The 23,793-nt window shown below is 46.1% G+C and carries 19 protein-coding genes and 1 pseudogene; 8 read left to right on the top strand and 12 right to left on the bottom strand.

What is annotated here, in order from left to right:
* The first annotated feature begins 13 nt into the window (after nucleotides 1-13).
* Nucleotides 14-451 carry a hypothetical protein gene (locus tag INP83_RS11695; protein WP_219124150.1) on the top strand — a complete coding sequence of 146 codons (438 nt, stop codon included), beginning with the start codon at nucleotides 14-16 and terminating at the stop codon, nucleotides 449-451.
* Between the two features lie 168 nt (nucleotides 452-619).
* Nucleotides 620-910, top strand: a pseudogene (locus INP83_RS11690) (hypothetical protein); the annotation flags it as partial.
* A gap of 98 nt (nucleotides 911-1,008) precedes the next feature.
* Here the strand turns inward: INP83_RS11690 and INP83_RS11685 are convergent.
* The 5 genes from INP83_RS11685 to INP83_RS11665 form a co-directional block, all read right to left on the bottom strand.
* The gene (locus INP83_RS11685; protein ID WP_219124148.1) at nucleotides 1,009-1,269 is read right to left on the bottom strand and encodes a hypothetical protein; all 261 of its coding nucleotides are present in this window, start codon (nucleotides 1,267-1,269) and stop codon (nucleotides 1,009-1,011) included.
* 11 nt (nucleotides 1,270-1,280) lie between these two features.
* A complete protein-coding gene (locus INP83_RS11680) occupies nucleotides 1,281-3,536 on the bottom strand; it encodes a CocE/NonD family hydrolase (RefSeq protein WP_219124146.1) in 2,256 nt (751 codons plus the stop codon).
* Nucleotides 3,537-3,567: 31 nt separating this feature from the next.
* The gene (locus INP83_RS11675) at nucleotides 3,568-4,266 is read right to left on the bottom strand and encodes a LytTR family DNA-binding domain-containing protein (protein ID WP_219124144.1); all 699 of its coding nucleotides are present in this window, start codon (nucleotides 4,264-4,266) and stop codon (nucleotides 3,568-3,570) included.
* The gene (locus INP83_RS11670) at nucleotides 4,263-5,351 is read right to left on the bottom strand and encodes a sensor histidine kinase (RefSeq protein ID WP_219124142.1); all 1,089 of its coding nucleotides are present in this window, start codon (nucleotides 5,349-5,351) and stop codon (nucleotides 4,263-4,265) included. Before INP83_RS11670 ends, INP83_RS11675 begins: the two co-directional genes overlap by 4 nt.
* 1,004 nt (nucleotides 5,352-6,355) lie before the next feature.
* Complete coding sequence (locus tag INP83_RS11665) at nucleotides 6,356-6,811, bottom strand: DMT family transporter (RefSeq protein WP_219124140.1); 456 nt, start codon at nucleotides 6,809-6,811, stop codon at nucleotides 6,356-6,358.
* Nucleotides 6,812-7,067: 256 nt separating this feature from the next.
* On the opposite strand from INP83_RS11665, the gene INP83_RS11660 reads away from it, so the two are divergent.
* From INP83_RS11660 to INP83_RS11640, 5 genes are all read left to right on the top strand, one after another.
* Nucleotides 7,068-7,826: a hypothetical protein gene (locus INP83_RS11660; protein WP_219124138.1), complete on the top strand. Its 759-nt coding sequence runs from the start codon at nucleotides 7,068-7,070 to the stop codon at nucleotides 7,824-7,826.
* 85 nt (nucleotides 7,827-7,911) lie between these two features.
* Complete coding sequence (locus INP83_RS11655) at nucleotides 7,912-8,583, top strand: response regulator transcription factor (RefSeq protein ID WP_219124137.1); 672 nt, start codon at nucleotides 7,912-7,914, stop codon at nucleotides 8,581-8,583.
* Between the two features lie 11 nt (nucleotides 8,584-8,594).
* Nucleotides 8,595-9,923: a HAMP domain-containing protein gene (locus INP83_RS11650; protein WP_219124135.1), complete on the top strand. Its 1,329-nt coding sequence runs from the start codon at nucleotides 8,595-8,597 to the stop codon at nucleotides 9,921-9,923.
* A gap of 208 nt (nucleotides 9,924-10,131) precedes the next feature.
* Nucleotides 10,132-13,191, top strand: coding sequence for a sensor histidine kinase (locus tag INP83_RS11645; RefSeq protein WP_219124134.1), 3,060 nt, complete (start codon nucleotides 10,132-10,134; stop codon nucleotides 13,189-13,191).
* Entirely contained in the window at nucleotides 13,188-13,937 is a 750-nt protein-coding gene (locus INP83_RS11640) for a LytTR family DNA-binding domain-containing protein (RefSeq protein WP_219124133.1), read from the top strand. The genes INP83_RS11645 and INP83_RS11640 overlap by 4 nt, the downstream gene beginning before the upstream one ends.
* 712 nt (nucleotides 13,938-14,649) lie before the next feature.
* Here INP83_RS11640 and INP83_RS11635 read toward each other — a convergent pair.
* The 3 genes from INP83_RS11635 to INP83_RS11625 all read right to left on the bottom strand — a co-directional run bounded on the left by INP83_RS11635 (nucleotide 14,650) and on the right by INP83_RS11625 (nucleotide 19,217).
* Nucleotides 14,650-15,177 carry a DUF1003 domain-containing protein gene (locus INP83_RS11635; protein ID WP_219124132.1) on the bottom strand — a complete coding sequence of 176 codons (528 nt, stop codon included), beginning with the start codon at nucleotides 15,175-15,177 and terminating at the stop codon, nucleotides 14,650-14,652.
* A 555-nt stretch (nucleotides 15,178-15,732) separates the two neighbouring features.
* Nucleotides 15,733-17,757 (bottom strand): HRDC domain-containing protein, encoded by a 2,025-nt coding sequence (locus INP83_RS11630; protein ID WP_219124131.1) that lies wholly within the window; start codon nucleotides 17,755-17,757, stop codon nucleotides 15,733-15,735.
* A gap of 302 nt (nucleotides 17,758-18,059) precedes the next feature.
* The gene (locus INP83_RS11625) at nucleotides 18,060-19,217 is read right to left on the bottom strand and encodes a hypothetical protein (RefSeq protein WP_219124130.1); all 1,158 of its coding nucleotides are present in this window, start codon (nucleotides 19,215-19,217) and stop codon (nucleotides 18,060-18,062) included.
* A gap of 124 nt (nucleotides 19,218-19,341) precedes the next feature.
* On the opposite strand from INP83_RS11625, the gene INP83_RS11620 reads away from it, so the two are divergent.
* On the top strand, nucleotides 19,342-19,941 hold the full coding sequence (locus INP83_RS11620; RefSeq protein ID WP_219124129.1) for a Crp/Fnr family transcriptional regulator: 600 nt from the start codon (nucleotides 19,342-19,344) through the stop codon (nucleotides 19,939-19,941).
* Between the two features lie 367 nt (nucleotides 19,942-20,308).
* Here INP83_RS11620 and INP83_RS11615 read toward each other — a convergent pair whose 3' ends face one another.
* The 4 genes from INP83_RS11615 to INP83_RS11600 all read right to left on the bottom strand — a co-directional run bounded on the left by INP83_RS11615 (nucleotide 20,309) and on the right by INP83_RS11600 (nucleotide 23,615).
* Nucleotides 20,309-21,133: an alpha/beta fold hydrolase gene (locus INP83_RS11615; protein ID WP_255563132.1), complete on the bottom strand. Its 825-nt coding sequence runs from the start codon at nucleotides 21,131-21,133 to the stop codon at nucleotides 20,309-20,311.
* A gap of 94 nt (nucleotides 21,134-21,227) precedes the next feature.
* Complete coding sequence (locus tag INP83_RS11610) at nucleotides 21,228-22,136, bottom strand: NmrA family NAD(P)-binding protein (RefSeq protein ID WP_219124126.1); 909 nt, start codon at nucleotides 22,134-22,136, stop codon at nucleotides 21,228-21,230.
* 73 nt (nucleotides 22,137-22,209) lie between these two features.
* Complete coding sequence (locus INP83_RS11605) at nucleotides 22,210-22,770, bottom strand: Crp/Fnr family transcriptional regulator (RefSeq protein WP_219124125.1); 561 nt, start codon at nucleotides 22,768-22,770, stop codon at nucleotides 22,210-22,212.
* Nucleotides 22,771-23,345: 575 nt separating this feature from the next.
* Entirely contained in the window at nucleotides 23,346-23,615 is a 270-nt protein-coding gene (locus INP83_RS11600; protein WP_219124124.1) for a helix-turn-helix domain-containing protein, read from the bottom strand.
* Between the last annotated feature and the right edge of the window lie 178 nt (nucleotides 23,616-23,793).

Raw genomic sequence — 23,793 nt, 5'->3', positions numbered from 1 at the left:
AATACTTTATCCCATGAAATTTGACCCCGATAATCCAGTTGTAAAATTATGTGCTCAAGGTATGGAACTGGAAGGAAAAGCTAAACCGGCCGAAGCAAAAGCTATATTTCAAAAAGCTTGGAATATGGCCGCAAATAACGTCGAAAAATTTACTGCTGCACATTACCTGGCACGTCATCAAGATGCTGTTGAGGAAAAACTAGGATGGGATCAATTGGCTTTAAGCTATGCATTAGAGATCAATGATGATTCAGTGACTGAAGTTTTACCCTCATTATTTCTAAACATCGCCAAATGCCATGAGGATCTTGGCCAATTTATGGTTGCATTGGAAAATTATCATAAGGCGGCTGATCACCTGAACGCTTTACCGGCGTCCGGTTACAGCGACATGATAAAAAAAGGTGTTCACGCAGGTATTGAACGTATGGGTCGTGCAACATCCGGTTGAGTTGCTTTTGGCTTGACAACTTTCTCATGATATGCGATAATTATTCGCCTGTCATTTACGTATGATCGATAGATGGTAAATACTTTAACTATGATAGTGATTGAACGATTGGACCATATTCAAATATGTATACCCGTTGGCGCGGAAGATTAGGCACGCCGGTTTTATACAGAAATACTTGGATTTAAAGAGATCATTAAACCAGAGGCATTGATCCCAAATGGTGGTTTATGGTATGAGGTAGCGGACATTCAGTTTCATATAGGTGTGGAGAATGAGATCAACAATTCCAAGCACCATCCTGCGTTCCGGGTAAAAAACCTTGCTGATTGCAGAAAATACCTGATCGAGCAGGGTGTCAGGATCAAAGAGGATATTGCCATTCCGGGCATGGACAGATTTTCTTTTTTCGATCCGTTTAATAACCGGTTTGAATTGCTGCAGTACAAAGATCTGTAGTAAACGATAAAGCTATATTTACTGATCATATTGTTTGGAATTCCTTTTTATAATAGAACAAGTAAACTTGTTCTAGTATGGCTGTTCATCTACCCTACTCAACCAGGAACAAGACATTTTGGAGCAAATTCTTGATCGATTTCGGTTTTCTGCAAATAACGATAAAAGTGGGGATGCTTTATGGCCATCTCGTCCAGGAGTTCAGTCATATTATCGCGGTTCAATTCTGCTGTAATGCTTTGCTTAGGGTTGAAGCTTTTACAGGTTTTTTGCCAAGAGTGAGTGCGAAAGCAGGAACACAAAGGACAGGTAGTTTTCCATAACGCTAAAAACAGGTTGCATTCGTATTGATCATCCATAAAATGTCCAATCAAAATTTGATAGGTACATCGACATAGCTTCCGTTTAGCCACTTGATCACTAGCGGCGCCTTGCCATCGCTACTGGTTTCTTTAGTCACATCACCACCTGTTCCATAGTTCACCTGTGCGAAGGGATTTTTATCGGTGTTGACCACCACCAATAAACGGCTTCCCTTTTGAAGTTGCCGGCTGATTAGGCGGGTACGTTCAAAGGGTATTGTGGTGGCTTGTCCGGCCACCAATAATTGCCGGTGCGCCATATCGTGGGCATAACTTGCACGGCCCAGAAAGTAAGACAGCTGGAAATATTTACCCTCGGGAGTTACTTCATAAAATACAATGGTTAGGTCCATATCGGCTTTATTGATAATTGCTTTCAGTTCACCGGTAAACAGGCCATTAATTTGTGTTGGTTTGTTAAATGGCACCGATATAAAGAATAAACCATTGCTGCGGCTTAATTCGCTTTTAATGATGGGCGATGGGTAATAATCGCCGTACCAGGTGTTGCGGTTAAAGAGGTCTATGGTATCGATAAGTTGGAAGGGATGGGCTGGCAGCGCCGCAGAAAGTTGATAATCTTTCCCAATTACCTTATCGGTCAAATATAGCCGTAGCTTTTTACCAGCCATCATGGCGATCGAACCGGAATGCGCCCAGTTATTAGCACCCATCACTTCGTAGTTCACTTTGTTCTTAAGGATAGCCGGTCGCTTTTTACCCTTCAATACGTGATCCAGCCACTGATAAGTGATCTCAGGGGTACTGATCAACGCGATCGGATCGACCGTATAATCACGCAGTACCGGAACACCACCGTTTTGCGTACCGAAATGATCATAAGGGCCAATTACCAGATAGTGGTTAGCGCTGCGGTTGTATTTTAAGTGTTCCTGGTAATAATGAAGGCCGGAGATCTGACCATCATCATAATACCCCTCCACGGTCAGCACCGGGATGTTTATCTGAGCAAAATCCTGCTGATAAGGCACTTGCTGCTGCCAGTAGCTATCGTAATCCGGGTGCTGCAGCCAGCGGTGCAGCCACGGATTGTGGGTGCCGTCTATGCTATCGATCTTGTCGTAGGCAGCGCCGCTGTTGAACCAGTTGCGGTTTAATGACTGCCAGCGGCTTGGGTCATTATAGGTGCGTTTATCCAGGTAGCGGTTGTTGGTGGTGTAAAAAGCCCAGCCGTAGTTGGCGTTGATGAACACATTGTTTTCCATGGGCAGGCCGAGGCCGGGGATCGCTGCCACATAGGGTACAATGGTTTTTAATGCAGGGTTATGGTATTTGGCTGCTGCCCATTGTGTGAAACCGTTATAACTGCCGCCAAACATACCAACTTTGCCGTTACACCAGCCCTGCCTGGCTATCCAGGTAATGATTTGGTTGGCATCCTCACCATCATGCTCAAAAGGAACGATCTCGTCCCGGCTCAAGCCTTTCCCACGGCTATAAACCACTACGCCTGCATAACCATAAGCCGCCGGTGCGAATAGTCGCACACCGGGCACACTGTCGGCATAGATGGTATACTGCATCGCCACCGGCTTTGGTTGGTGTTGTCCTTTTTTTATGATGGTCACTACATGAAGATGTATGCCGCTAGGGATGGGTACCAGTTGTTGGGTAACTGCATATCGTCTATGGCAATCGGCAAGGATCATCTCCTGTGCGATCTGTCCTGTTTCCTCAGCCAAGCGCAGATCAGCATAGGCAACACAAAGTGCAAGGGCCTCAGCCGGAATTAACATAGTGGTCTTATTGGCGGCACTTAAACGATCTTCGAATGCTGATCTTAAATTATTCAGGACTCCGGGACTCGAAAAACTGCCATACTCGCGGAAAGCAGTCCGGTCATCCAGCTTACAAATTGCATCCACAAATTCCTTCTGATAGATCGCCGCAAAACTGCCGGTATTAGCCGTTTGTGTGTGTTTAGCCCGCGCGTAGAGTTGAAATGCAAGGCTTACCGCTGGTTTGTATGGGCTTTGGGCTTGCCAATGCGGAAGCCATTGCTTTGCCGTCTTGATGGCAGTTGCGTATTGACCCGCCAGCAACTGTAAGCGATAAAGGTTTTCGAGATAAATTTTACGGTTGTCATCGGTGTAAGCTTTCAACAGTTTGGCGGCCAATTGCCTGATCTCTTGGTCCGTTTGCAATCTGTCGTGGCTGTCTACAGCAGTCCATTTAAAAGATTGTGCGTTGCCCATATGGCTAAAAAAAAGGCATAGCAATGCCAGGCAGATTATTCTGTTCATTTTTTACTTTTCCGAAAAGGTGACTATCTAGTTATTTATCTGTGTTTGTCTTTTTAAAGTTGATCCATTGCCTTTCAGAAAATTCTATCGGTTCGTTATTCCTTAGTAGTATCTGTGCCTGACCGCCTGATATGGCAATGATCTCTTTAATAAAATTTTTGTTAATGAGTTGGGCACGGTTGGCACGGAAAAAGCCGTATCCCGCTAACTGCTTTTCCAGCCGGTTTAGCGAACTTTTGATCAGCACATTCCTGTCGCCGAAATACAGTCTTGCATAATTGTCAAGCGATTCAACCAGGTGGACAATTTTCCAGGGAAGGAAATAATACCGGCTCTTGTCTTTAACAAAAACAGCTGGTTCCTGGTTCTCGCTCAATCGCTTCCGTACTTGTTCAATGGCTTTCGCGAAACGTTCTTCGCGTACCGGCTTTAGCAGGTAGTCAAGCGCGCTCACCTCAAAAGCTTTTAATGCATATTGATCGAATGCCGTTACGAAGATCACCCGTGGAACGCTTTGCAGCGATTCCAGCAGTTCAAAACCGGACTTTCCGGGCATCTGAATATCCAAAAAGATCAGGTCCGGCATTAACCTGGCCAGGGTTTCCCGCGCTTCCTCCGCGTCCCGGGCTTCGCCCACGATCTCGAGGTCAGGATACCGAGTAGCCAGCCGCCGGAGTTCGCTCCTCCCGCTACGTTCGTCATCTATGATTACCACCCTTATTTGCTTCATACCGTCGGAATAAAAATAGATGCGATTACCGTTCCGGTGATTTCATTAATATGGAACCTCGCTTTACCCTGGTAGTGTAAGTATAACCGCTCATTGAGGTTTTTTAAACCCAGCCCCTGAGCGTTCGTTGATGACAGCGTGCCTGGATTCTCAACCATCATTCGTATCTGGTCATCAACTTTGCTGATCCCAACCCGAAGTAAACCACCCGAACGCTGATTGCTGATACCATGCTTCACTGCGTTCTCGACCAAAACCTGTATACTATAACGCAATATGGTTGTGCCTGAAAGTTCATTTGGGCAGTTGATTTCTACCTGAAGGCGTTCCTCTAACCGTAGCGTCTCCAACTCCAGGTAATCTGTTATCAAACTGATCTCGTCGTCTAAGGTATGCAAGGACATTCCGCCGTTATAAAGCGAGGATCGTAACAGATCAGACATTAGGTCGATAGCACGTCTGGCCGAAGTAGGATCATCGACAACCAGTGCTTTGATCGTATTGAGTGCGTTAAACAAGAAATGAGGGTTGAGTTGGGCCTGTAACGCATCCATTTGGCTGTCTTTAGTAATGAGCGCAAGCTTTATTTCCGCTTCTTTTGCCGCGAGGGCCAGCCGCGCGTTCTCCTGAACTAAGTTTAAATCCCGCTTTCCGTAATAATATAAATGGTGAGCCAATAACCAGATAGCCATTAGCCTTATGCCCGCCATCCACATCGGCAACCAGTTGGCACTTAAAAGATCATGGATGGTTACCGGATGGTAAACTGGAAGCAACAAACGAAAACAGTATATCTTGGATATGGTGACCACTACATACAGGAGACTCAATATAAGCAGCGCAGGAACCAGCCTGATGATCAACGGTTTTAGCTTCAGCGTTTGCCATTTATGCCGCAGTGAAAACCGGTGGTAAAGGTGTGTCATCAGGATGTACAATGCAACATCAGACAAGAATTGTAATAATCCTATCCATAGAATGTAATGCCCATTCAGTATTCCCTGAGTAGCCCAGTACAAAGACGCCGCTGACCAGCCGAACAGCTGGCATTTCCAGTATAGCGATATTTGAGCATTCCTCCGCATTAAACTTATATTGATCAAAGCAACACAATATCTTTAAGACCTGAAAGATAAAGTACAGGAACGCGGCAGCCAAGGGATGAGCGCAATTTAAGGGCTAAGATCATTGGAACAATTCAGCTCAAACGCCCTGCCTGTTCGGGATTGATGGTAATATTTAACCTATCGCCGTATTATTTGATAGAACCCTGAAACTTATCCAAACAACTATTCCCCGATCATTTTTTTAAAAGGTTATCTTCAAATAGTCCACAGGGGCTCAAATCAAGGTGACTTGCTCATCATTACCGCCCTTTTGATGTTCGTAAGATCTTATCATGGTCAGTATCGCTGCGCCGTAGCGGTTCGTTTTCTCCGGACCTATCCCTTTGATGCCGCTGAGGTTTTTTGAGTGTTTGCGGCAATTTTGCTGCCACCGCAGCCAGCATTTGTTCAGTAAATATCGTGCTGCCGAGCACATTTTCCCTTTTGGGCGGTCTCTATTGTGGTGCTTGATGAAATAGCAAATAATGACGCGCGGATATACAAGTTTAACGGACCACAGCCTCATCCCCATCTATGGTGCTTTTTCTTCCTGTCCAAACGCCAAAAATCACACGCGAACAAAAAACCTGATAGAAGTGCCAGAAAGAAAACACAGAGGCCCAATATCCATAAAAGCGCGCTCATCGATACTGCTTCGCAGTGTTTGACCAGAAAAAAGCCTATGATTACTGCCGTTGAGAATGCTACGATAATGGACGTTCTCAAAAATAGCTTTGTTTTAATCATGATTACATTAGGTTATCCTACGCAATACGATTCATTTAGTTAAAACGCTACAGTTTCAATATGATTCGGGACGCTGTCTCCCTGGTCCGACTGCAAATCCGACTACTGCATGGCCTGATGTCAAAAAATCAAGAGTAAAGGAGTGTTAAGCTTGTGGTGATGGGGTTCTTTAGCCACTGGATGGGATTGCAACGCTGACCTCTTTAATTGCACGATTTTCTTCAACCCTGAAAGTGTTAGAACTTGGATATCAAATAGACACCTGTAATCATCAGGAGGCATCCGCCTATCCGACCCCAACTAAGTGCATGAACTTCCACGCCAAACCAGCCATACTTGTCAATAAATAACGACATGATCAAATTGGCTGAAATCGTCAACCCCGCCAGTGTCCCTGCTCCTACCTTGTTGACAAACATCAAACCAACCACGACAGCGACTGCACCAATCAATCCGCCTAATGGCGCCCACCAGGGCATTGACGTCAAGCCCGCTCCTGTAGGCATAGGCCTCGGCATGCATAAAAACACGCAGCCCAGTACCGAAATCACGGGAAGAAAGGATACAACGCTGGCCAGCCAGGGATTGCTTAACGACTTCTGTAGTGCACCATTCATGGGCGGGCCCCAGGCCTGTAGAAGACCTGCTGCAATGATAATGGGATAAAGCCAAAACTGGTTTGTGTTTTGCATACTGCCTAGTTGACACGTTTAAAACGTCGCTGTGTTTATTTGATAACTTTTTTGTTACAAAATGGTTTGACCTTAAAATATACCCATGGACGCGGTCTTCTTAAAAAGGATCGACAACTACTGGAAAAGGTGCAGAAAATAGGATTGATGACCGAAAACAACAGCATAATGGGCAACATTATGAAGAAAAATTAATTTCATTTTCAGCTTCCTTTCAGCCTGGCAGCGCAATTTTGGAGTATAAAAGAAAAAGCAAATGAAAAATTGTCCATTATTTAAAATGTGGGTTGCCGCTGCTCTTGCAGCCGCACCTGGTGTACTGCACGCCCAGACTGCTGCGTTGCCTGATGGTCCATCAACCGGAAAAGCCGCAGCCGAATTAAAAGACCGTCCCAAACCGCCACGTCCTCCCCGCCGTCCGGGTAAAGAAGATGTTCCGACGCCAGCGATGGAGCTGCAGAAATTGTCAGCTTTGAGTGGCAGTTTCGTAAAGCCCGTGGCAAACGACCGGGCCGAGTACAGTGCATTTTTTCTCAAAACTTCTAACGGCGAAGTGCTGGTTAAATTTCCACCCCACTTGGGTGAGCAGCTCATCAAGGGTAAACAAACAGGCGAGCCGTTAAAGGTGACCGGATTTTACCGCACCACTCCTGAAAACAAACAGGAGTTCCAACTGGTGAATGCGGAGGTAAATGGTCGTTTGATCACAGACAACCCTCCTCAAGCGCCCAGGGAATTGTCAACGCCGCAGCAACGGGTTTTAAATGCAACAATACAGTCGTTACGATACAACCCGAATAAAGACATCAATGGTTTCGTATTGTCGTCCGGTGAGGTCATCAATTTCCCACCGCATGTCGGTCAGCAGCTCGCTGCCCAGCTCAAAACCGGTGAAAAAGTGACGGTAAGCGGTTTTGCCGAACCCAAACGCCCTGGAGTGGTGTACAGCGAGAACCTGAACTTCTTCAAAGCGCAAACCATCGCCTTAGGCGGCCAGGCCTATTTAGTAAGATAACAACGTGCAGGTACTCCGGTCTTGGTCGACAACACCCGATGTCGCTTAAGGCCGGAGGACTTCTTTAAATTCACAAATTGCTACAATGAAGATACTGTTGATTGAAGATGAATTGAAACTAGCCGAGTTTATCAAAAAGGCCCTCACGGAAGCAGGGTTTGTGGTAGATCACCAAGCAGACGGAACCTCAGGTTTAGCATGTGCGATGATCAATGCTTATGATCTGGTCATCCTTGATCTGATGCTGCCCTCACAAAACGGCTTTGAGGTGTTAAAAAACCTCCGAAATTTCAATAATCAGGTCCCGGTAACCATCATCAGCGCGTTAAGCAATACAGAACATGTTGTCACAGGGCTGGACTTGGGTGCTAACGATTATCTGAAAAAACCTTTTGAGATGTCGGAGCTGCTGGCCCGTGTCCGGGTGTGGCAGCGGCAGAAGCTGGCTGCAGGAAATAGCCGGCTTACCTTACTGGACCTCGAAATTGATGTGCATAAACGAACGGTGAAAAGAGCTGGCAAAAATATTGAACTGAGCAACCGGGAATTTTTACTGTTAGAATTATTGGCAACCCAGGCGGATCAGGTATTAAGTAAAAGCTATCTGCTGGAAAAAATCTGGAACATGACCTTTGATCCGGGAAGTAACGTGATTGAGGTACACCTGTATCAGCTAAGAAAAAAGTTGAACGAAGGTTTTGCGCATCAACACATTCAAACCGTGGTGAACCGGGGGTATACCTTAAAATCGACCTGATCTTTACAAGGATGAGTTTACGTTTCTATAAAGGATTACGATTCAGGATTGCGCTAGCTTTTAGCGTGCTGTTCGCGCTAGTGAGCGTTCTGTTCAGCCAATACACCTACCACTTTTTCAGTGACCTGTTAAAGAGCAATTATAACAGGTACCTGTTCAGCAGGGCAAACGCCATTTTAAGCAGAACCGAATTCAATCCTACGCTGATCGCGCTACCGGATAGTGGAGAAGCGATACAAACGTTTTATCATGATCACCGAAAAGAAAGGGTGACCTTGTTCCATACGCCAGGTTTGATTCAACAGGTGGTCCCGCCGTATCGATCAGGTGTATCAGATACCTTAGGCCTGCGTGTGGTGTATGTCAAACGTACAGATTACGCAGACAATACGATTGAATTGCTTTTCGGTGTGTCCAACCAGTACCTGCATCAAAAGCTGAATTACCTGCGCTGGCTGATGATCGCTAGCACCTTATTGAGTGTATTTTTAAGCGCTGCTATCAGCTATTGGGTTGCAGGATGGTTGCTTGGACCCATCAGAGCCCTTATCAACGGAGCAAAACGCATTGACCTCAGCAATTTGACCCAGCGCGTACCCGTCAGTCAGACTGAGGACGAACTACAGGAACTCGGTGAGACTTTCAATGCGATGCTGGCTCGGATCAAACAGGAACAGCAGCAACAAACCGCTTTTTTTGCGGCAGCCTCACATGAATTGAAAACTCCCCTGGCGGTACTTCAGGCACAGACCGAGTACCATCTTACACAGCCGACGGCTGCCGATCATCATCAGCTGCTTTTGAGCCAGTTGCAGGAGATCAAAAGGCTTCAGGATATCGTAAGTCAATTTCTGGCAACCAGCCAGATTCAGTATGGCCAATTCAAATCACATTTGACGCAAGTAGATCTCAGCGAGCAACTGTTGCGTATTTTCGAACGCAACAAAGGGTTGCTCCTTCAAAAACAGCTTAGACCGACTTTGCATTTTGATAAGCATGCCGCTACCTATTTTATCCGCGGCGATGCAGAAAAACTGGATATGGTATGGCAAAATCTCTTACAAAATGCGCTGTACTATACGCCTATAGGGGGAAGCATCCGCGTGGACCTCAAGATAGATGACGAAAAGGTCGAAATCATCTTTACAAACGACACTGTAGAAACCGCTGTAGATGTGGCCAAGCTCGGTACTGCATTCTATACAAATTCCGGCCTGCCAAAAAGTACAGGCCTGGGCTTGTGGCTTTCGCGGGCCATCATTCATCTACATCATGGAAAGCTGTCGTTACACAGCGATCATTACCAATTTATTGCCATAGCAACGTTACCAATGACTTAAAGTAGGCATATATCTTCAATCAGGCTATTGCATTTGGTATAGTTCAGTTTAAAAATTGGTTTTATTTGTACTCCGAATTGATTGCTGCGATCATTGTTAATCTTTGATTGGAAAGCCTGACACCGTTTAATACATGATTGGTCGGTTTCAGTTCATATATTGCATATGAAGATGGCGATAAGCATAAGCGCAATACCTATCTTTGCTTATGCACCGTTCGATTCTTCTATTAGGCCTTATCTGCGGTTTATTTACGGGAAGCGCCGTTGCACAAAAAATGGGGTTTGAAAAATCGAGGCTGACTGTCTCTAACGGTCTTCCGCAGTCTTTTATCAGTGGCCTGACCCAAGACAAGGCAGGTTTTATTTGGATTGCGACACGTGACGGTCTCTCCCGCTTTGACGGTAGGCAATTTAAGGTCTTCAGGCATCTGGCGAACCAGAAGGCAAGCCTTGCATCAAATGTGATCACAGGTATCTGGCTTGATCGTTCTCAACTGCTTTGGATCAGATATGAAAGCGGTGATATAGATCTGCTAAACACGATCACCCAAAAGATCAGCCATACTGATCATGAAAGCTACCTGGGATCAATCATCGGAAAAATCAGGAATATTGACCGTTCCGTCCAGGATGCAAAGGGAAGATACTGGATGCTTAACCTGACGGGCGGCGTTTTTTGTATCGATGGGCAACATAAAGAGATCGATTTAATCGACCAGGACCGATTAGCCAAAATCACCGGGACAACAACCGGACCGGTTACCGGTATTGCTGTTCAGAATGGCAAGGCCTTGCTGATTACGGATCAGGCTATTGTTAGCATGAACGGGCCTGACCATTTCACGAAATTAATACCTTATCGTTTTGTTCATCCGCACCTTTTCGACCCGTTGCGCCGCTGGAAAGACAATTCCCCAGTGATCAGGCCAAACGGTGATATCGTTATTATCGATCAGGAGCGATTAATCATCTACAAATCAGCTACGGGGAAATTTGTGACAAAAACCCTTCCTCCGCTGCGGATATATACGGTACCCATCCTTGCCCAAAGACTGGACGGTTCTATCGTTTTGGGATACGACGTTCATTTATTCGATCTTGATGTCAACGACGAACTTCATGATTGGAACGAGCCGAGAACAAAAAGGGAGGTCGCAACCAGCATGCTGGTTGATCGTTCGGGTGTGCTATGGATTGGGACGAATGGCTATAATCTACGGCAAATAGATCTGCGCATACCCAGGTTTACCGGTCTTGCCTACCGAGAAAATTTTGCGACAGACCTGATCAAAAAACTTAACCGGGATAATATCGCTATCGATTCATTTTTTCTAAAAAATCTCAATCCTTATTTTTTTCGGTGGGCGGAGAACGGCAAGAGTGATATGTGGATCGCAAAAGGCGGCGCTGACACAACCCAAAGACCTCACTTACTCCATTTCAGCAACGGTAAAATGACTGTTCCGCAATGGAGCTATGCTGATCATCATAACACCATTCATTACCGTATCAATGCATTAGCCGTCAGCCCGAGGGGCAGCTTGTGGGCATTAGACCACAGGTGTAATTTGTTGCGTTTAGACACCTTAAATCATACAGCTAACGTTGTCACGACGCTAGGTTGGGCAAAGCGTAACGAGGTAACCGAGATCAACAATATGGTCATGGACGGCGAATCGGTCTTTTTTGCTGCGACCTCCGAAGGATTGCTCCGGTACGATCTCCAAAAAAATATCCTGCATTGGTTCCAGGATATTCCGGTTTCCGGCCTGACGGTGCTGATCAATGACCCAAATAACAGCGATTTTCTTTGGGCAGGTACGCAAGGTAGTGGTTTACTAAGATTAAACAAACGCAACTTTAGCTACCGATGGTTTACAACGGTTGATGGTTTACCTAATAACACCATCTACGCCATACTGGAACAATCAGGCCTTTTGTGGTGCAGTACCAATAAAGGGATTTTCTCTTACAACACTTCAAACGGCGCTATCAAGAGCTATTCTACGGTGGACGGCCTTCCTGTTGATGAATTCAATCGCTTTCATTTTTTTAAACTACCTGGACAAGAACTCGCTTTTGGCGGTACGGACGGTTATACCATTTTCAAGCCATCCGATCTCGCGTCGGACAACTTCAACACGCCGGTGGTACTCACCGGGCTGACTGTCAGTAACCTTGATGCAAATTACGGCAGTAAGACCGGACTGCTTCAAACGGACATCAATGCAGTGAGCAAACTGACACTTGATTATCGCCAAAATTTTCTAACCTTCGAATTTTCCGCTCTTGAGTACAACATACCGGAAAAAATCACCTACCGTTATCAGCTAATAGGACTTGACAGGACATGGATTAACGCCGGAGCAAAAAATATGGCTACCTATACCGGTTTAGCCCCCGGCGATTATGTTTTTAAAGTACAGGCAGCAAATTCCGGCGGAACTTGGAGCACCAATATCAAATATCTGCCCGTAAGCATTACGCCGCCTTTCTGGATGACCTGGTGGTTCAAAACACTGTGCGCGTTTTCCCTTGTGGCTGTCATTTACGCCCTTTTATCTTACCGCGTAGCAAATGTGAGACGTCAGGAAGCACAAAAGCACCGTTTCGCAAGTAAACTTGCAGCATTGGAAGAACAAGCACTTCGGGCACAGATGAACCCGCATTTCATTTTCAATTGTTTAAATTCGATCAAAGCCCTCATACAGGAATCGAAAAACCAGGATGCCGTCGTTTACCTTACGGCTTTTTCTAAACTGATCAGAGCCCAATTGAATAATTCACCGCAGGAGCTCAGCCTGAATGATGAATTACAGACTTGCAGGTTATACTTAAAAATGGAAGGTCTGCGCTTTGGCGAAAGATTACATTATGAAATTCATACAGATTTCGCTTTGGACGATTTAAAGATCACTATTCCGCCGTTACTGCTGCAGCCACTGGTTGAGAATGCCATATGGCATGGCGTACTGCCCCTTGAAAAAGGAGGCGCTGTAAAGCTGTCATTCGAGAGGGTTGAAAATGGCGTGGTCAAGTGCGTTATCGATGATAACGGCGTAGGCAGAGCAGCCTCCGGTCAGATCCGCTCAAAGCGTTTCGCTGAACATCAGTCGCGGGGTATGCAACTGGTCGAAGACAGGATCTATTATTTTAACCAAACGAACAGAAGCTGGCATTTGCAGATGTCCGTACAGGACAAAAAAGATTTGCACGATAAAAGTCTGGGTACCGCTGTTATATTAACATTTACACCCTTATTATGATCCGCGCCATAATCATTGATGATGAACCGCAATGCGTCAGCGCTTTGAAGCACGACCTGACCATGTTTTGTCCGGACGTTGCTCTAACAGGGAGTTGCAATTCAGGCGAACATGGATTGAAAATGATCGCTGAAATTCGGCCGGAAGTCGTTTTTCTGGATATCCAAATGCCAAATATGAATGGGTTTGAGATGTTGGAACAGCTGTCAAAGCCATTGGATTTTGAGGTAATTTTCACTACAGCCTATGAAAATTTCGCTACGCAGGCGTTCAGGGTACAGGCGATCGATTATCTGCTAAAACCGGTTGACAGTGAAGATCTCCGTGAGGCGATCGGCAGAGTCAAACGCAGGTTAGCTTTGAATGATCATTCAGGTAAAATCCGAAGAGATGGAAATACGTTGACCGCTGACCAAGCTAAATCCGTTTGCAAGATTCCTTTTCCAAACAGGACCGGGATTGATTACCTATCACCTGACGAGATCATCTACTGCGTTGCTGAAGGCTCGTATACCAACATTTTGCTGACCAATGGCAAGCGGCTATTGTTTTCTAAACCATTAAGGATCGTGCAGAATAAATTGTGCCCTTACGGCTTTGAGCGCGTGCATCATTCATTTCTGATCAACCTTTCCAAAATATCCAGGGTAGTTCACGGTGACAATGTGATCATCATGGAAAACGGCGAGGCCCTCAACCTTGCCAGATCGAGAAAAGAGCATTTTTTAAAACGCTTTAATAGCTGATCAGCGGACATCCTGACTCCTAAACCTCTCAAAAAACCGCTGGCTGTTTGTGAAGCCTTAGAAACTTACTTATACCAACTGTGTATCCAAATAATCCAAGTGGAAACTAAGCATTTTCAGTTCCCCTTCTCTGCTTAAATTTGCTTAGCCAAGCAAAAATCTATGTTGATAACGCTGATGAACACTTTGAAACCAGTTAAAAGAGCCTGTCATTGCGGCGCTAAGCAGACAGACTTGAGCAGGGTCAAACGCAATCAGGTGATGAAAATATTTTTCTTTTGGTTGCCGGTCAAGCGGTACAGGTGTTTGAAATGTCTGCGTTATTGTTGGACGCTTGACCGCTGAGCATTGAAATACTTACTTGAAATATCACATATAAAAATGAACAGCGGTATCTTTTCATTTTAGAGGCGCAAGGCCTTATTGTGTTACAGTCGGGAGAGGGGGATCTCCCGACTTTGTTAAACCCCTTAGTTCCTCGGTCAAATAAGCATCATTCGTTTTGAGTCATTTGCATCCAATTTTTTTAATTCCAAGCTGAGACCAGTTTGGAAAAAAACAAGCTAAACCGGATTTCATTACCGTAATAAGCTGATGATTGACATGATCCGATCCCAAAAGAAGGCTTAATTATACGCTGCAATGAGCAGACAAAAGGATAGGCCTGCCTGATCGATGTCCCGTCTTACCACGCATGACCAGCAGCATATCGTCATTCAGCATGATCAGCCGCTGCATCTGACTGCAACTGATCGACAGTTCGCTTGATTTCTTCCAGATCGGTTCTTTGCTTCATGCTTTCAAGTTCCTGATCTGAGACCGTGCTTAAGCCCATTTTTTGATGTATTTCGTGAACAAGCTCTAACAGGCGGGTAATTTCATGTTCGGCTCTTACATTAATCTCGAATTCAACTTGCTGCCTGATCTTTTCGATGCGCCCCTGCCGGTTTTGATTGATCAAAACAGATATGCTCAGGATGATCGCGAAGATAGATACGGCCATTTCCAAAGTCGGAAAAGGAAAAGGGTCAAAGGGTTTTAAACCGGGTATCAGCTTAACATTCCAGCAGATCCACCCAGTGAGCATGACCATACAACTGATCAAAAAGGTCATACTCCCCAGCACCTCAATGATCAGTACGGCTAATTTATCAATTGGTGAATTGGTAAAGTTTAGCGAAGATCGGAGCTGCTCCTCAGAATTAGTGGTTGCTTGTTGTTTCTCAATTGTATTTTCCATTGACGTTTGGCTGATGAATTTAGTTGATGATCGATAAGTTACCGGCAACATATTTTCCACTGGTATCTAACATTTAGGAACATACTGAAAGTCTTTAGTGTTGATTTGCTCTAAAGCCATGTGGTAAATCTTTATCATAAACCCTTCAGACGACAATTCGTTCGGCCTGTTAGAATGTATGATGAAATCCATTAATAATTTCTAGAAATGAACTAAGCGTAGCCGACGACTTTTGCGTATATGGTGCCCCCGTTAAGGTCGATTTGCCTGTCCGATCACTTTTTCATGATTCTCCCCTTTATTTATCGAAGTACTACTGATATCTGCCAATGCAACCTGTAAATATTTTCCGTTTGCGAGACATCACTTTTAAATTACAGTCCTCGGCTACTACAGCCGGCCTGACCCTGTCGATGTTATTTTTACGTCTTGCTCAGCACATATTCTTTAGCTGCTCGATCTAAAGTTAACATAAAGATCATATCGAAATGTCATGGGAATAGTTTTCGCGATTAAAAAGTAAACAATGTGCAGCTCATGTAATATCAATGACATTTAAAACAATGTGACCTGCTCTTCGCCACCACCTTTCTGATGCGCGTACGCCCTGACCAAGGTTAAGATTTCACGACCATAGCGGTTTGTTTTCTCCGGACCTATCCCTTTTATGCCGCTTAGGTTTTTCAATGTTTGCGGCAGCTTTGCAGCCACCGCAGCCAGTGTCTGTTCCGTGAACAACATGCTTGAAAGTATATTTTCGCTTTGTGCGGTCCGATCCCGCCATTCCAAGAGCTGTTCAAACAATTCTTCGTTCGGTTTGGCATTCAGCTTTTTCAGTAAGGAATTACTCAGTCTAACCTTTTTGCGCTGGCTTTCCTGGAAGGCCTCTACACTAAAAACATTTGTTTGGAAGTTTTCCAGCAGACTGCTTCGATCGACGATCCATTGTAAAAGCTGGTCAGCACGCGCGGCCAGTTCCTTTGAAGTGCCGACGAAGTCACTAAGTGCCGGATACAAAGAATTGGTGGCACCTTCCAGTTTTTCCCTAAAGTAGCTTGCCGCCTTGCGAATGCGTTCGTCAGAATAGTTAGCCAATGCTTTTACCATCTTTTCAGCGACCACTAATAACTCTGCATCAGCATTAGGAAGTAAATGTTCAAACTTTTGTAAATGTTCCCTGAAAGCGCTGAAGTTAAAGAGCTCGCTCAGAAGGAACACCCGATAGGCCTCGCGATGCCGCTCGAGCGTCTGTTGATCCGGCTGATAACGCTTCGCTTGTTCATTAAACCGCCTAACGGCCGGATCTGAGATCACGTTTCGTGAGGATACCGGGTTGCGCAGCACCAGTCCTTCGAGTGAGCGGCAACGGCTTAATGCCACATAAGCCTGACCATGCGTGAACGCTTCGCTGACATCTATGATCGCCCTGTCGAAGGTGAGGCCCTGGCTTTTATGAATGGTGATCGCCCAGGCGTGTTTAAGCGGGATCTGTGCGAAACTGCCCGCATTGTCTTCGCTAACCTCATCACCGCTCATTTGGTACTTAACGTTGGTCCATTCGAGTGCCTGCACCGCCAGTTCCTGCCCGTCTGGTGTAAGCACATATACCGTGTCGTTCTCTAACCGGGTCACCCTGCCGATCTTGCCATTGTAATATCTTTTTTCGGGCGAACTATCATTCTTAACGAACATGACCTGTGCGCCGACCTTTAGTCTGAGGATAGTGTCGGTTGGAAACGCATCTGCAGGAAATTCGCCTTTAATCGCAGCCTTATAGGTCGACTCCTCTCCTTGCAGCGCTTCAAGTCGCTCAGCATTCAATTGCTGTACGATCCGGTTATGGGTACTAAGCGTGATATACGGCTCGTCTGACTTTGAAACAAAATCCGGAATGTAGCGTGCGTTTAACGCTTCGAGTTCCGCGGTACCGACTTCCTGATCCCGCATGGCATTCAGGATACCCACGAATACCGGATCGCTTTGCCGATAAACCTTATCCAATTCAATTCGGACATAGGCATTGTTTTGAAGTACCCGGCTGCTAAAAAAATAGGGCGTTGTGTAAAAAGGGCGGAGTACAAGCCATTCATCCTCCCGGATGATCGGACTTAGCTGTGCCAGGTCACCGATCATTAGCAGTTGCACGCCGCCGAAAGCAAACCGGTTTCCTTTGATATTCCGGAGTATCCGGTCGATCTGGTCGAGGACATCGGGCCGCACCATACTGATCTCGTCGATGATCAGTAGTTCCAGGCTTTGCAATAATTCCCGCTTTTCCGGATTGTACTTAGCTTCGGGGCCGTCGGCCTGGTTTGGAAGTAACGGTCCAAAAGGCAACTGGAACAGGGAATGTATCGTCATTCCCCCTGCATTGATCGCTGCCACGCCGGTTGGTGCGATGACCGCAAGCTTTTTCGTTGAAGATCGCCTGACCTCCCTGAGAAATGTCGTCTTTCCCGTCCCCGCTTTGCCGGTCAAAAACACCAGGGTATTCGTCGAATCGATATACGCGCGCGCCAGTTCCAGCAAAGCATTTTCCATCCTGGCGAAATTACGGATAAAACCGGAGTGCTCATTCATCAAGCAGCCGTAACTCCAATACTTTGCGGTTGTATAAGTACATTGTGAGTGAAATGGCGGATAAGACCGTAATCACTGCCGTGGTAAAAAACTTTGATCATCAATCGTCAAAGAGCGGAGTTGGAGGCTACATCTGTTACACCACGAACCAAGCGCCTGCGTCACTGCGCACGCTGATGATTTATTGCCATTGGCAAAACCTACCGCAGTTCATACAACAAGTCTCTTGCTTTGCAAAAGCGATTTTATAGCAGCTGCATGGCATGACAACAGCTACAGCATTGAAAAACGTTCTCCGGACATCAATTGAAATTGGACAGGTTATAATGTTTATTCAACCAGTTGATCATGCCGATCAGCTGACCTTTGATCTTTTGTGCGGTAGAAAATTCAACGTCTGTGGATTTTTTTTGTAAACTTTCGGCTGAAATGAATTTGGCGTTCACCGTATAAAAATGATCCGAGAAAAAAGAGAATATCGCGCCGACATGGTCTTTATTCAGGATCCCGGATTCCATCTGCAACCTGATAAACAGCGCATATTGAGCAACAGGCAAACCTATCAGGAACCGTTTATGGCTGGATTGCGCATTCAGCAGGGTATGATATTTCATACGTAGCTTCAGGTTATCATTCAGGAACCGGTATTGCTCTTCCACGTACTTCAAGAGGCTACCGCCGAGGGAACGCGTATTGACGGGATCTTTTCTTCCCGTTTTCAATAACAGATTTTCCAGGCGCCTGCGCTGCGAGAGCAGATAGGTTTGCCGGTCATTCAAGTCCTCGAAAGTATCAAGTTCCCGTTCCAGATAACGTGTCCAATAGGTGTAAATCAGCCGGTCGGAAAAATTGAACAATACAACAAAATCCAACAGGGCCTCCTCCCCTTCCAGAAAAAACGGACGGAATTGAGAGATCGCGCTCTGGAGCTGTTTGACCGCGCCATCCGTGAGCCGATTGTTGCTAAATATAGCGTCTTTCAATACCTTAAAGATCAAGGCGCTTAAGGCGTTGGCAGTGCCGCTTGCCTGCAGCTCGGGTTCCAGGCGTTTAAAAGCCAGCTTCAGGTCCATTTTTTTTGCAGTAAACGTGTATTCTGACAGCCGGTATTCTCCACGCCCATCTATAGTATCGCTAAAAAAAACGATACATTGCTCCAGTTCAGCGATCAACCAAAGACATAGGCTGCGTGAAACCGGAAATCGGCTGTAACTTTTCAAGCGTCCTAACCCGATCAGAAAATGAAAAACGGTGTTGCTCAGATCCGTGAGGATCGTGACGGTCGGAAGCATGTCCATGCAGGCAGCGGACTGGTTAAGGGTATTCAATTTGCATTTTTGAATTTCTGCCGATACGATCCGCTTGATTCGTTCGGCCTCAAGCTCATTGATGTCTGTACCGGACAATAGGTCTACAGAAGCGGCTTGATTGACAACAGAGTATAAAGCATCGGAAACCATGATTACAGGAGCTTGCTAATTCTAACACAATAAATTCATGATCAAAGGGTTAACTAATAAACCATTCACTATGCTAAGTTATCACAGTGAATGTTATTTATTAGTTGACCTAAATCAAAAAACAATGATCGATTTAAACAATCCAGATGCGCTTGACGATCTTTATCAAATGCTCACGTTCATTGCGCCGATAACAGGTGCGATGTGGAGACGAATCGGAGAGTTCTCCATTAGTACCACGCTGCCCAGAAAGACGGTTTTATTAAGAGAGGGTGAGACCGCAAAAAACATTTATTTTATTTGCAAAGGTGCAGCGCGGGGCTACTATACCGATGAGCAGGGCCGGGAACACAACACCTGGTTCATGCATGAGAAAAATGTGATGTTATCCATCACCAGCTTTTACAAGCAATGTCCTGCCAGGGAAAGTATCGAATTGCTGCAAACTTCAGACCTCATCCTGATGACCTGGACGCAGGTTCAGACCCTTTATGCCGAGTTCCCGGAATCTAATTACCATGGACGGTTAGTTGCTGAAAAGTACCTGATGCTGGCAGAAGAGCGCTTGATCTTGCTTAGGACTAAAAACCCGTATGAACGCTATCGCCTATTGCTGGCTACACATCCGCTTATCCTCCAATATGCGAACCTGGGACACATTGCTTCTTACCTTTGCATGACGCCGGAGACCTTGAGCAGGATACGCGCAAAAAGGCGTAGTTGATTGAAGTCAAAATTTCAGACCGTTGATGTCGCATGAAATTTGAGCAATATTGACTATTAATTAATCGCATTGACCGCTTCATGCAAGCGGCTGATTTTGGATAGCAGCCAATTTTTGCGCTTCGCCTCGCCATATCGTACGCATTGTTGCGTCATCAAAGCCGGATGGCTATCGCTATTTAACCCGTTGGTGATACCCGCGGATGAGCGGTTCAAATTGTCTGGTAACGGAAAGCACCGGGAGGTAAAGTTGATTGCCCGTGATTGATATATCATTGCGCGAATCATCAAATCCCCCCGGAATCCTCCAGGAGGATTTAGCTTTCCGCCCGCAAAGTCTGTCGTGTTTAAAAGGAGGCTGTAAGATGCTAGTGATGCTCATGAGCTAAAAAGGCGATGATCGCTTCATAAACTGCTAGAGGATTCTCTTCAAACATGTAGTGACCTGTACTTTCCAGGTGAACGAGCTGATGATCATCTGCTATGGCCGGCAATGCATATTGGTAATAGCCATATGATACGTTGCTGGCGATACCGAGAACTGGCATCTGCAACCTGGAATAATGCTGGGCATCCGCTATATCCTGATTAAAAGCCTGATACCAGGCGTTAGACGCCCGGATGCGCTCCGGCTGATCGTATACGGAAGCATAAATATTCCTTTCAAAATCCGGCATTTTTGAATCGTCTACCATCACATAGCCGAAAAGCCAGTCAAGTAGAAAGCGGTAACGACCTTCCAGTAGTTTTTCAGGCAGGTCCTTTACCTGGTTAAAGCTCATCCACCAGGTGTAAGGTTGTTGCTGGTCTATCTTATCACCAAAGGTTCCGGGGTCCGGGATCAGTTTCATTTGCATGGTCCCTTCATTGGGATGCAGGCCGTCCGCCAGGATCAGGCGTTCTACAACATCTGGATAATTATGCGCCAGACTGGCGGCCACCATACCGCCGATATCATGCCCCAATACGTTAGCCCGGCCGATACCCAGTAAGCCCATCAGCCGGTAAATATCGGTGGCCATGGTTTTCTTATCGTAACCTGCAGGTGGCGTGGCTGAACTCCCCATGCCACGAATATCGACAACGATCACTGTGTATTGACCTGCCAGTGGCAGCGCCACGGAGCGATAGGAATACCAGGTTTGCGGCCAGCCTGGCAGGCAAAGCAATACCGGTCCTGTGCCGCCTTGCACATAGTGCAGCTTTGTCCCGTTGACCTCGACCTGATGGCTGGAAAAGCCTGGCCATGACCGGATGAGTTCTGCATCACTGAATGATTGTTCCATATTAGGCTATTTTTTTGTTTTTGATTTTTTCTAGTGTTCCTGCTGCTGTTTGCCAGTCGATATCAGGGTACCGGTCGTTGTCGACGGCATGATGATGTGCTGCAAACATGCTGTACAGATATTGCATCTGTTGCCATTGCGGGTACAACTGACTTTCTCCTTGTGGTTGATCAGCGCGCACTTTTTTGATATAGGCAGCGAATTCCGGTAAAGAACCCTGGCTTTTTAATGCAAATGGTTGGTCAAAAACACGCCCGCTGAGCGCGACCAATTCATTGGGACTGACTTGAAAACCTGCAATCCGCAGCAATCTCGGCGCATCATCGTCCAGTGCGGCCGATGCGGTGAAAGCCGCTGTGTCTGCTATGGAGGTAAAGTCGATCCGCCAATCCGCTTTACCCTCATAATCAGCGATGGTTTTCGTCCTGGTGTCCAGCAGCGGGATATCATGGTTTAAAACGTAAGTGAAAGCGCCATTGAATACCGAAGTAGCCCGGATCGGACGGCTGTCAAGTATAGACTTGAACTCCATGCGCAGGTCGAAATTCCTGTTATCACCCGGCATGAGCTGTGTGAAATCGGTACAAAAATCAGAGGGAATAAACCGGGGAACACCCGCCTTCACGGCTGCGTCCAGCAATTGCTGTTGCGCTGTGACGATCGCCTCACGAAGGCCCGCAAGTACAGATACCACGCAGGAAACGCCCTGACAGGCTGCTATCAATCCGGATTCATCCGCGAAGCAGAGCGGGATGACCTCCACACCGGACTGCCGAAGATTCCCGACTTTGACGGGATCGCTTTCCTCTCTGACCAGGGCCCGTACCTGAGCGCCTTTGCCAATCAGGTGTTTGGACAGCCGGCCGCCCAGATCCCCTGTAGCACCGGCTATTAAAATAATATTGCTCATCGTTTCATAAGATTTGTCCTACAAAACTATGGAGCAGCAGCACCGGTGAAACTACCATTTGGTAGATAAATGATTAACGGAGATTTTTACGGATACGGCTTAGCGCATTCGGGGTGATCCCCAGATAAGAAGCCAATTGCCTAACGGAGATCAGCTGCATGAAACCTGGCTTTTGCAGAAAGGACCGGTATCGTTCCTCGACGGTCATGGTCTGAAAGCTGATAATTTCATCGATCATCCGGACGGCCATTCCTTCCCAGGTCTTACGGCCAAATTCCTGCCAGGCAGGGAATTGCTTATACAGCAGATCCATACGGTCCTGATGGATACAATATAGTTCAGTGTCTGTTACCGCTTCGATATTGAACCGGGTGGGCAATCCTGGGTTAAGACTGGAAATTTCAGCAAAAAACTCACCGGGCTGCACGATCCAGGCAGTAAGCTCTAGTTGATCATGATAATAAAAGCGCAGTGCTCCTATGCTCAAGAAGTAATAATAGGAAGCTGTCTGACCGCGTTTCAGCAACAATTGCCCTTTTCGCAAGGGTTTAAGCTCAAAACCGGCCAGAATTTCAGCGAGTTCATCATCGGTCACAAAGACCTTCGACCGTATCAAATCAACAAGTTGCTGCATACCTGATTCCGGAAACAATTTACCAAAAAAACCGTAAGCTTGCTCAAAACGATCAGAATTCCTTAGCTGTCTTTAAAAGTAAAGCCGGTATGGATGGTCTTTAGAATCTTGTCGAAGTAACCCATGTAGATCAGTCATGATGCACTATCAACCCTTCCACGCTTGCACCTGGACTTTTTAAACGGGCGTTTGGCGTGATTGACTTTTGAGCTGATCGGGGGACTGGTCATGACGCAATAAAGCAGCAGTATCGCTATGAGGTAAGACTCCAGGCGCTTTTCCGTTCTAACGCCGGAGAACATCGATATTTCGTTTGAGGGCATTCTAAGATAGAACGCAATGAAGACCCTCCTATGCTGCAAAGCGCGACCCGGGCATCATTAATTTGCCTGGATGTCGACAACTCACTGGTCATTGAAATTTGTTTATGCTGTATCCATAATAATCGAATGTTACTCCATGGTGTAAAATCCCGAGTCGACAGGTAAGCAGGCGGGAAATTTGCGTGAGCGTCAGCAAGCTATTCTGGCAACGCGGTTTAGCCTCTTGGAATTAAGCGACGATGATCAACTGGATTAAGCCTTTGGAGACATGAGTTCGCCGACGGGTACCTTAAGCGCATCGGCCAATGCGACCATGGTAGCTAAAGTTGGGTTTGCAACTCCTCTTTCAATCTTGCCGATCTGAGAGGTGGCAATGTCCGACAGCAACCACAATTCATGCTGCGTTAAACCCTTTTCCCTACGGGCGTCCCGCAACTGAATACCAAATATTTTATTGATCTCCTTGGCCCGGTCGTTCATCAAACCGAAAATCAAGTAAACCAAAAAAATTATTCCGCTCATATATGAGCTATTTTAGGTTGATCTTCTCGTAAGATTCCCCATGATCTTTCAAAAGCCGGTTCGCTGTGCTTGGACGCTAAAAAGATCGGCCGGGAATAAGTCGGGAGCGTTTGACTGGCCGCATTATATTGCAAAAAAATCGCTCATATATGATCGATTTAAATTATATTTACCCTAT

Source organism: Mucilaginibacter sp. 21P (assembly GCF_019331605.1).
GTDB lineage: Bacteria > Bacteroidota > Bacteroidia > Sphingobacteriales > Sphingobacteriaceae > Mucilaginibacter > Mucilaginibacter achroorhodeus.
The sequence above is the reverse complement of the archived record's forward strand: the minus strand, read 5'-3'. Positions and strand labels throughout refer to the sequence as shown.

What these genes read in the sequence shown, in the direction of transcription:
- INP83_RS11695 (WP_219124150.1), top strand. Translation starts at nt 14, where the DNA reads ATGAAATTTGACCCCGATAATCCAGTTGTAAAATTATGTGCTCAAGGT.
- INP83_RS11685 (WP_219124148.1), bottom strand. Translation starts at nt 1,269, where the DNA reads ATGGATGATCAATACGAATGCAACCTGTTTTTAGCGTTATGGAAAACT.
- INP83_RS11680 (WP_219124146.1), bottom strand. Translation starts at nt 3,536, where the DNA reads ATGAACAGAATAATCTGCCTGGCATTGCTATGCCTTTTTTTTAGCCAT.
- INP83_RS11675 (WP_219124144.1), bottom strand. Translation starts at nt 4,266, where the DNA reads ATGAAGCAAATAAGGGTGGTAATCATAGATGACGAACGTAGCGGGAGG.
- INP83_RS11670 (WP_219124142.1), bottom strand. Translation starts at nt 5,351, where the DNA reads ATGCGGAGGAATGCTCAAATATCGCTATACTGGAAATGCCAGCTGTTC.
- INP83_RS11665 (WP_219124140.1), bottom strand. Translation starts at nt 6,811, where the DNA reads ATGCAAAACACAAACCAGTTTTGGCTTTATCCCATTATCATTGCAGCA.
- INP83_RS11660 (WP_219124138.1), top strand. Translation starts at nt 7,068, where the DNA reads ATGAAAAATTGTCCATTATTTAAAATGTGGGTTGCCGCTGCTCTTGCA.
- INP83_RS11655 (WP_219124137.1), top strand. Translation starts at nt 7,912, where the DNA reads ATGAAGATACTGTTGATTGAAGATGAATTGAAACTAGCCGAGTTTATC.
- INP83_RS11650 (WP_219124135.1), top strand. Translation starts at nt 8,595, where the DNA reads ATGAGTTTACGTTTCTATAAAGGATTACGATTCAGGATTGCGCTAGCT.
- INP83_RS11645 (WP_219124134.1), top strand. Translation starts at nt 10,132, where the DNA reads ATGCACCGTTCGATTCTTCTATTAGGCCTTATCTGCGGTTTATTTACG.
- INP83_RS11640 (WP_219124133.1), top strand. Translation starts at nt 13,188, where the DNA reads ATGATCCGCGCCATAATCATTGATGATGAACCGCAATGCGTCAGCGCT.
- INP83_RS11635 (WP_219124132.1), bottom strand. Translation starts at nt 15,177, where the DNA reads ATGGAAAATACAATTGAGAAACAACAAGCAACCACTAATTCTGAGGAG.
- INP83_RS11630 (WP_219124131.1), bottom strand. Translation starts at nt 17,757, where the DNA reads ATGAATGAGCACTCCGGTTTTATCCGTAATTTCGCCAGGATGGAAAAT.
- INP83_RS11625 (WP_219124130.1), bottom strand. Translation starts at nt 19,217, where the DNA reads ATGGTTTCCGATGCTTTATACTCTGTTGTCAATCAAGCCGCTTCTGTA.
- INP83_RS11620 (WP_219124129.1), top strand. Translation starts at nt 19,342, where the DNA reads ATGATCGATTTAAACAATCCAGATGCGCTTGACGATCTTTATCAAATG.
- INP83_RS11610 (WP_219124126.1), bottom strand. Translation starts at nt 22,136, where the DNA reads ATGAGCAATATTATTTTAATAGCCGGTGCTACAGGGGATCTGGGCGGC.
- INP83_RS11605 (WP_219124125.1), bottom strand. Translation starts at nt 22,770, where the DNA reads ATGCAGCAACTTGTTGATTTGATACGGTCGAAGGTCTTTGTGACCGAT.
- INP83_RS11600 (WP_219124124.1), bottom strand. Translation starts at nt 23,615, where the DNA reads ATGAGCGGAATAATTTTTTTGGTTTACTTGATTTTCGGTTTGATGAAC.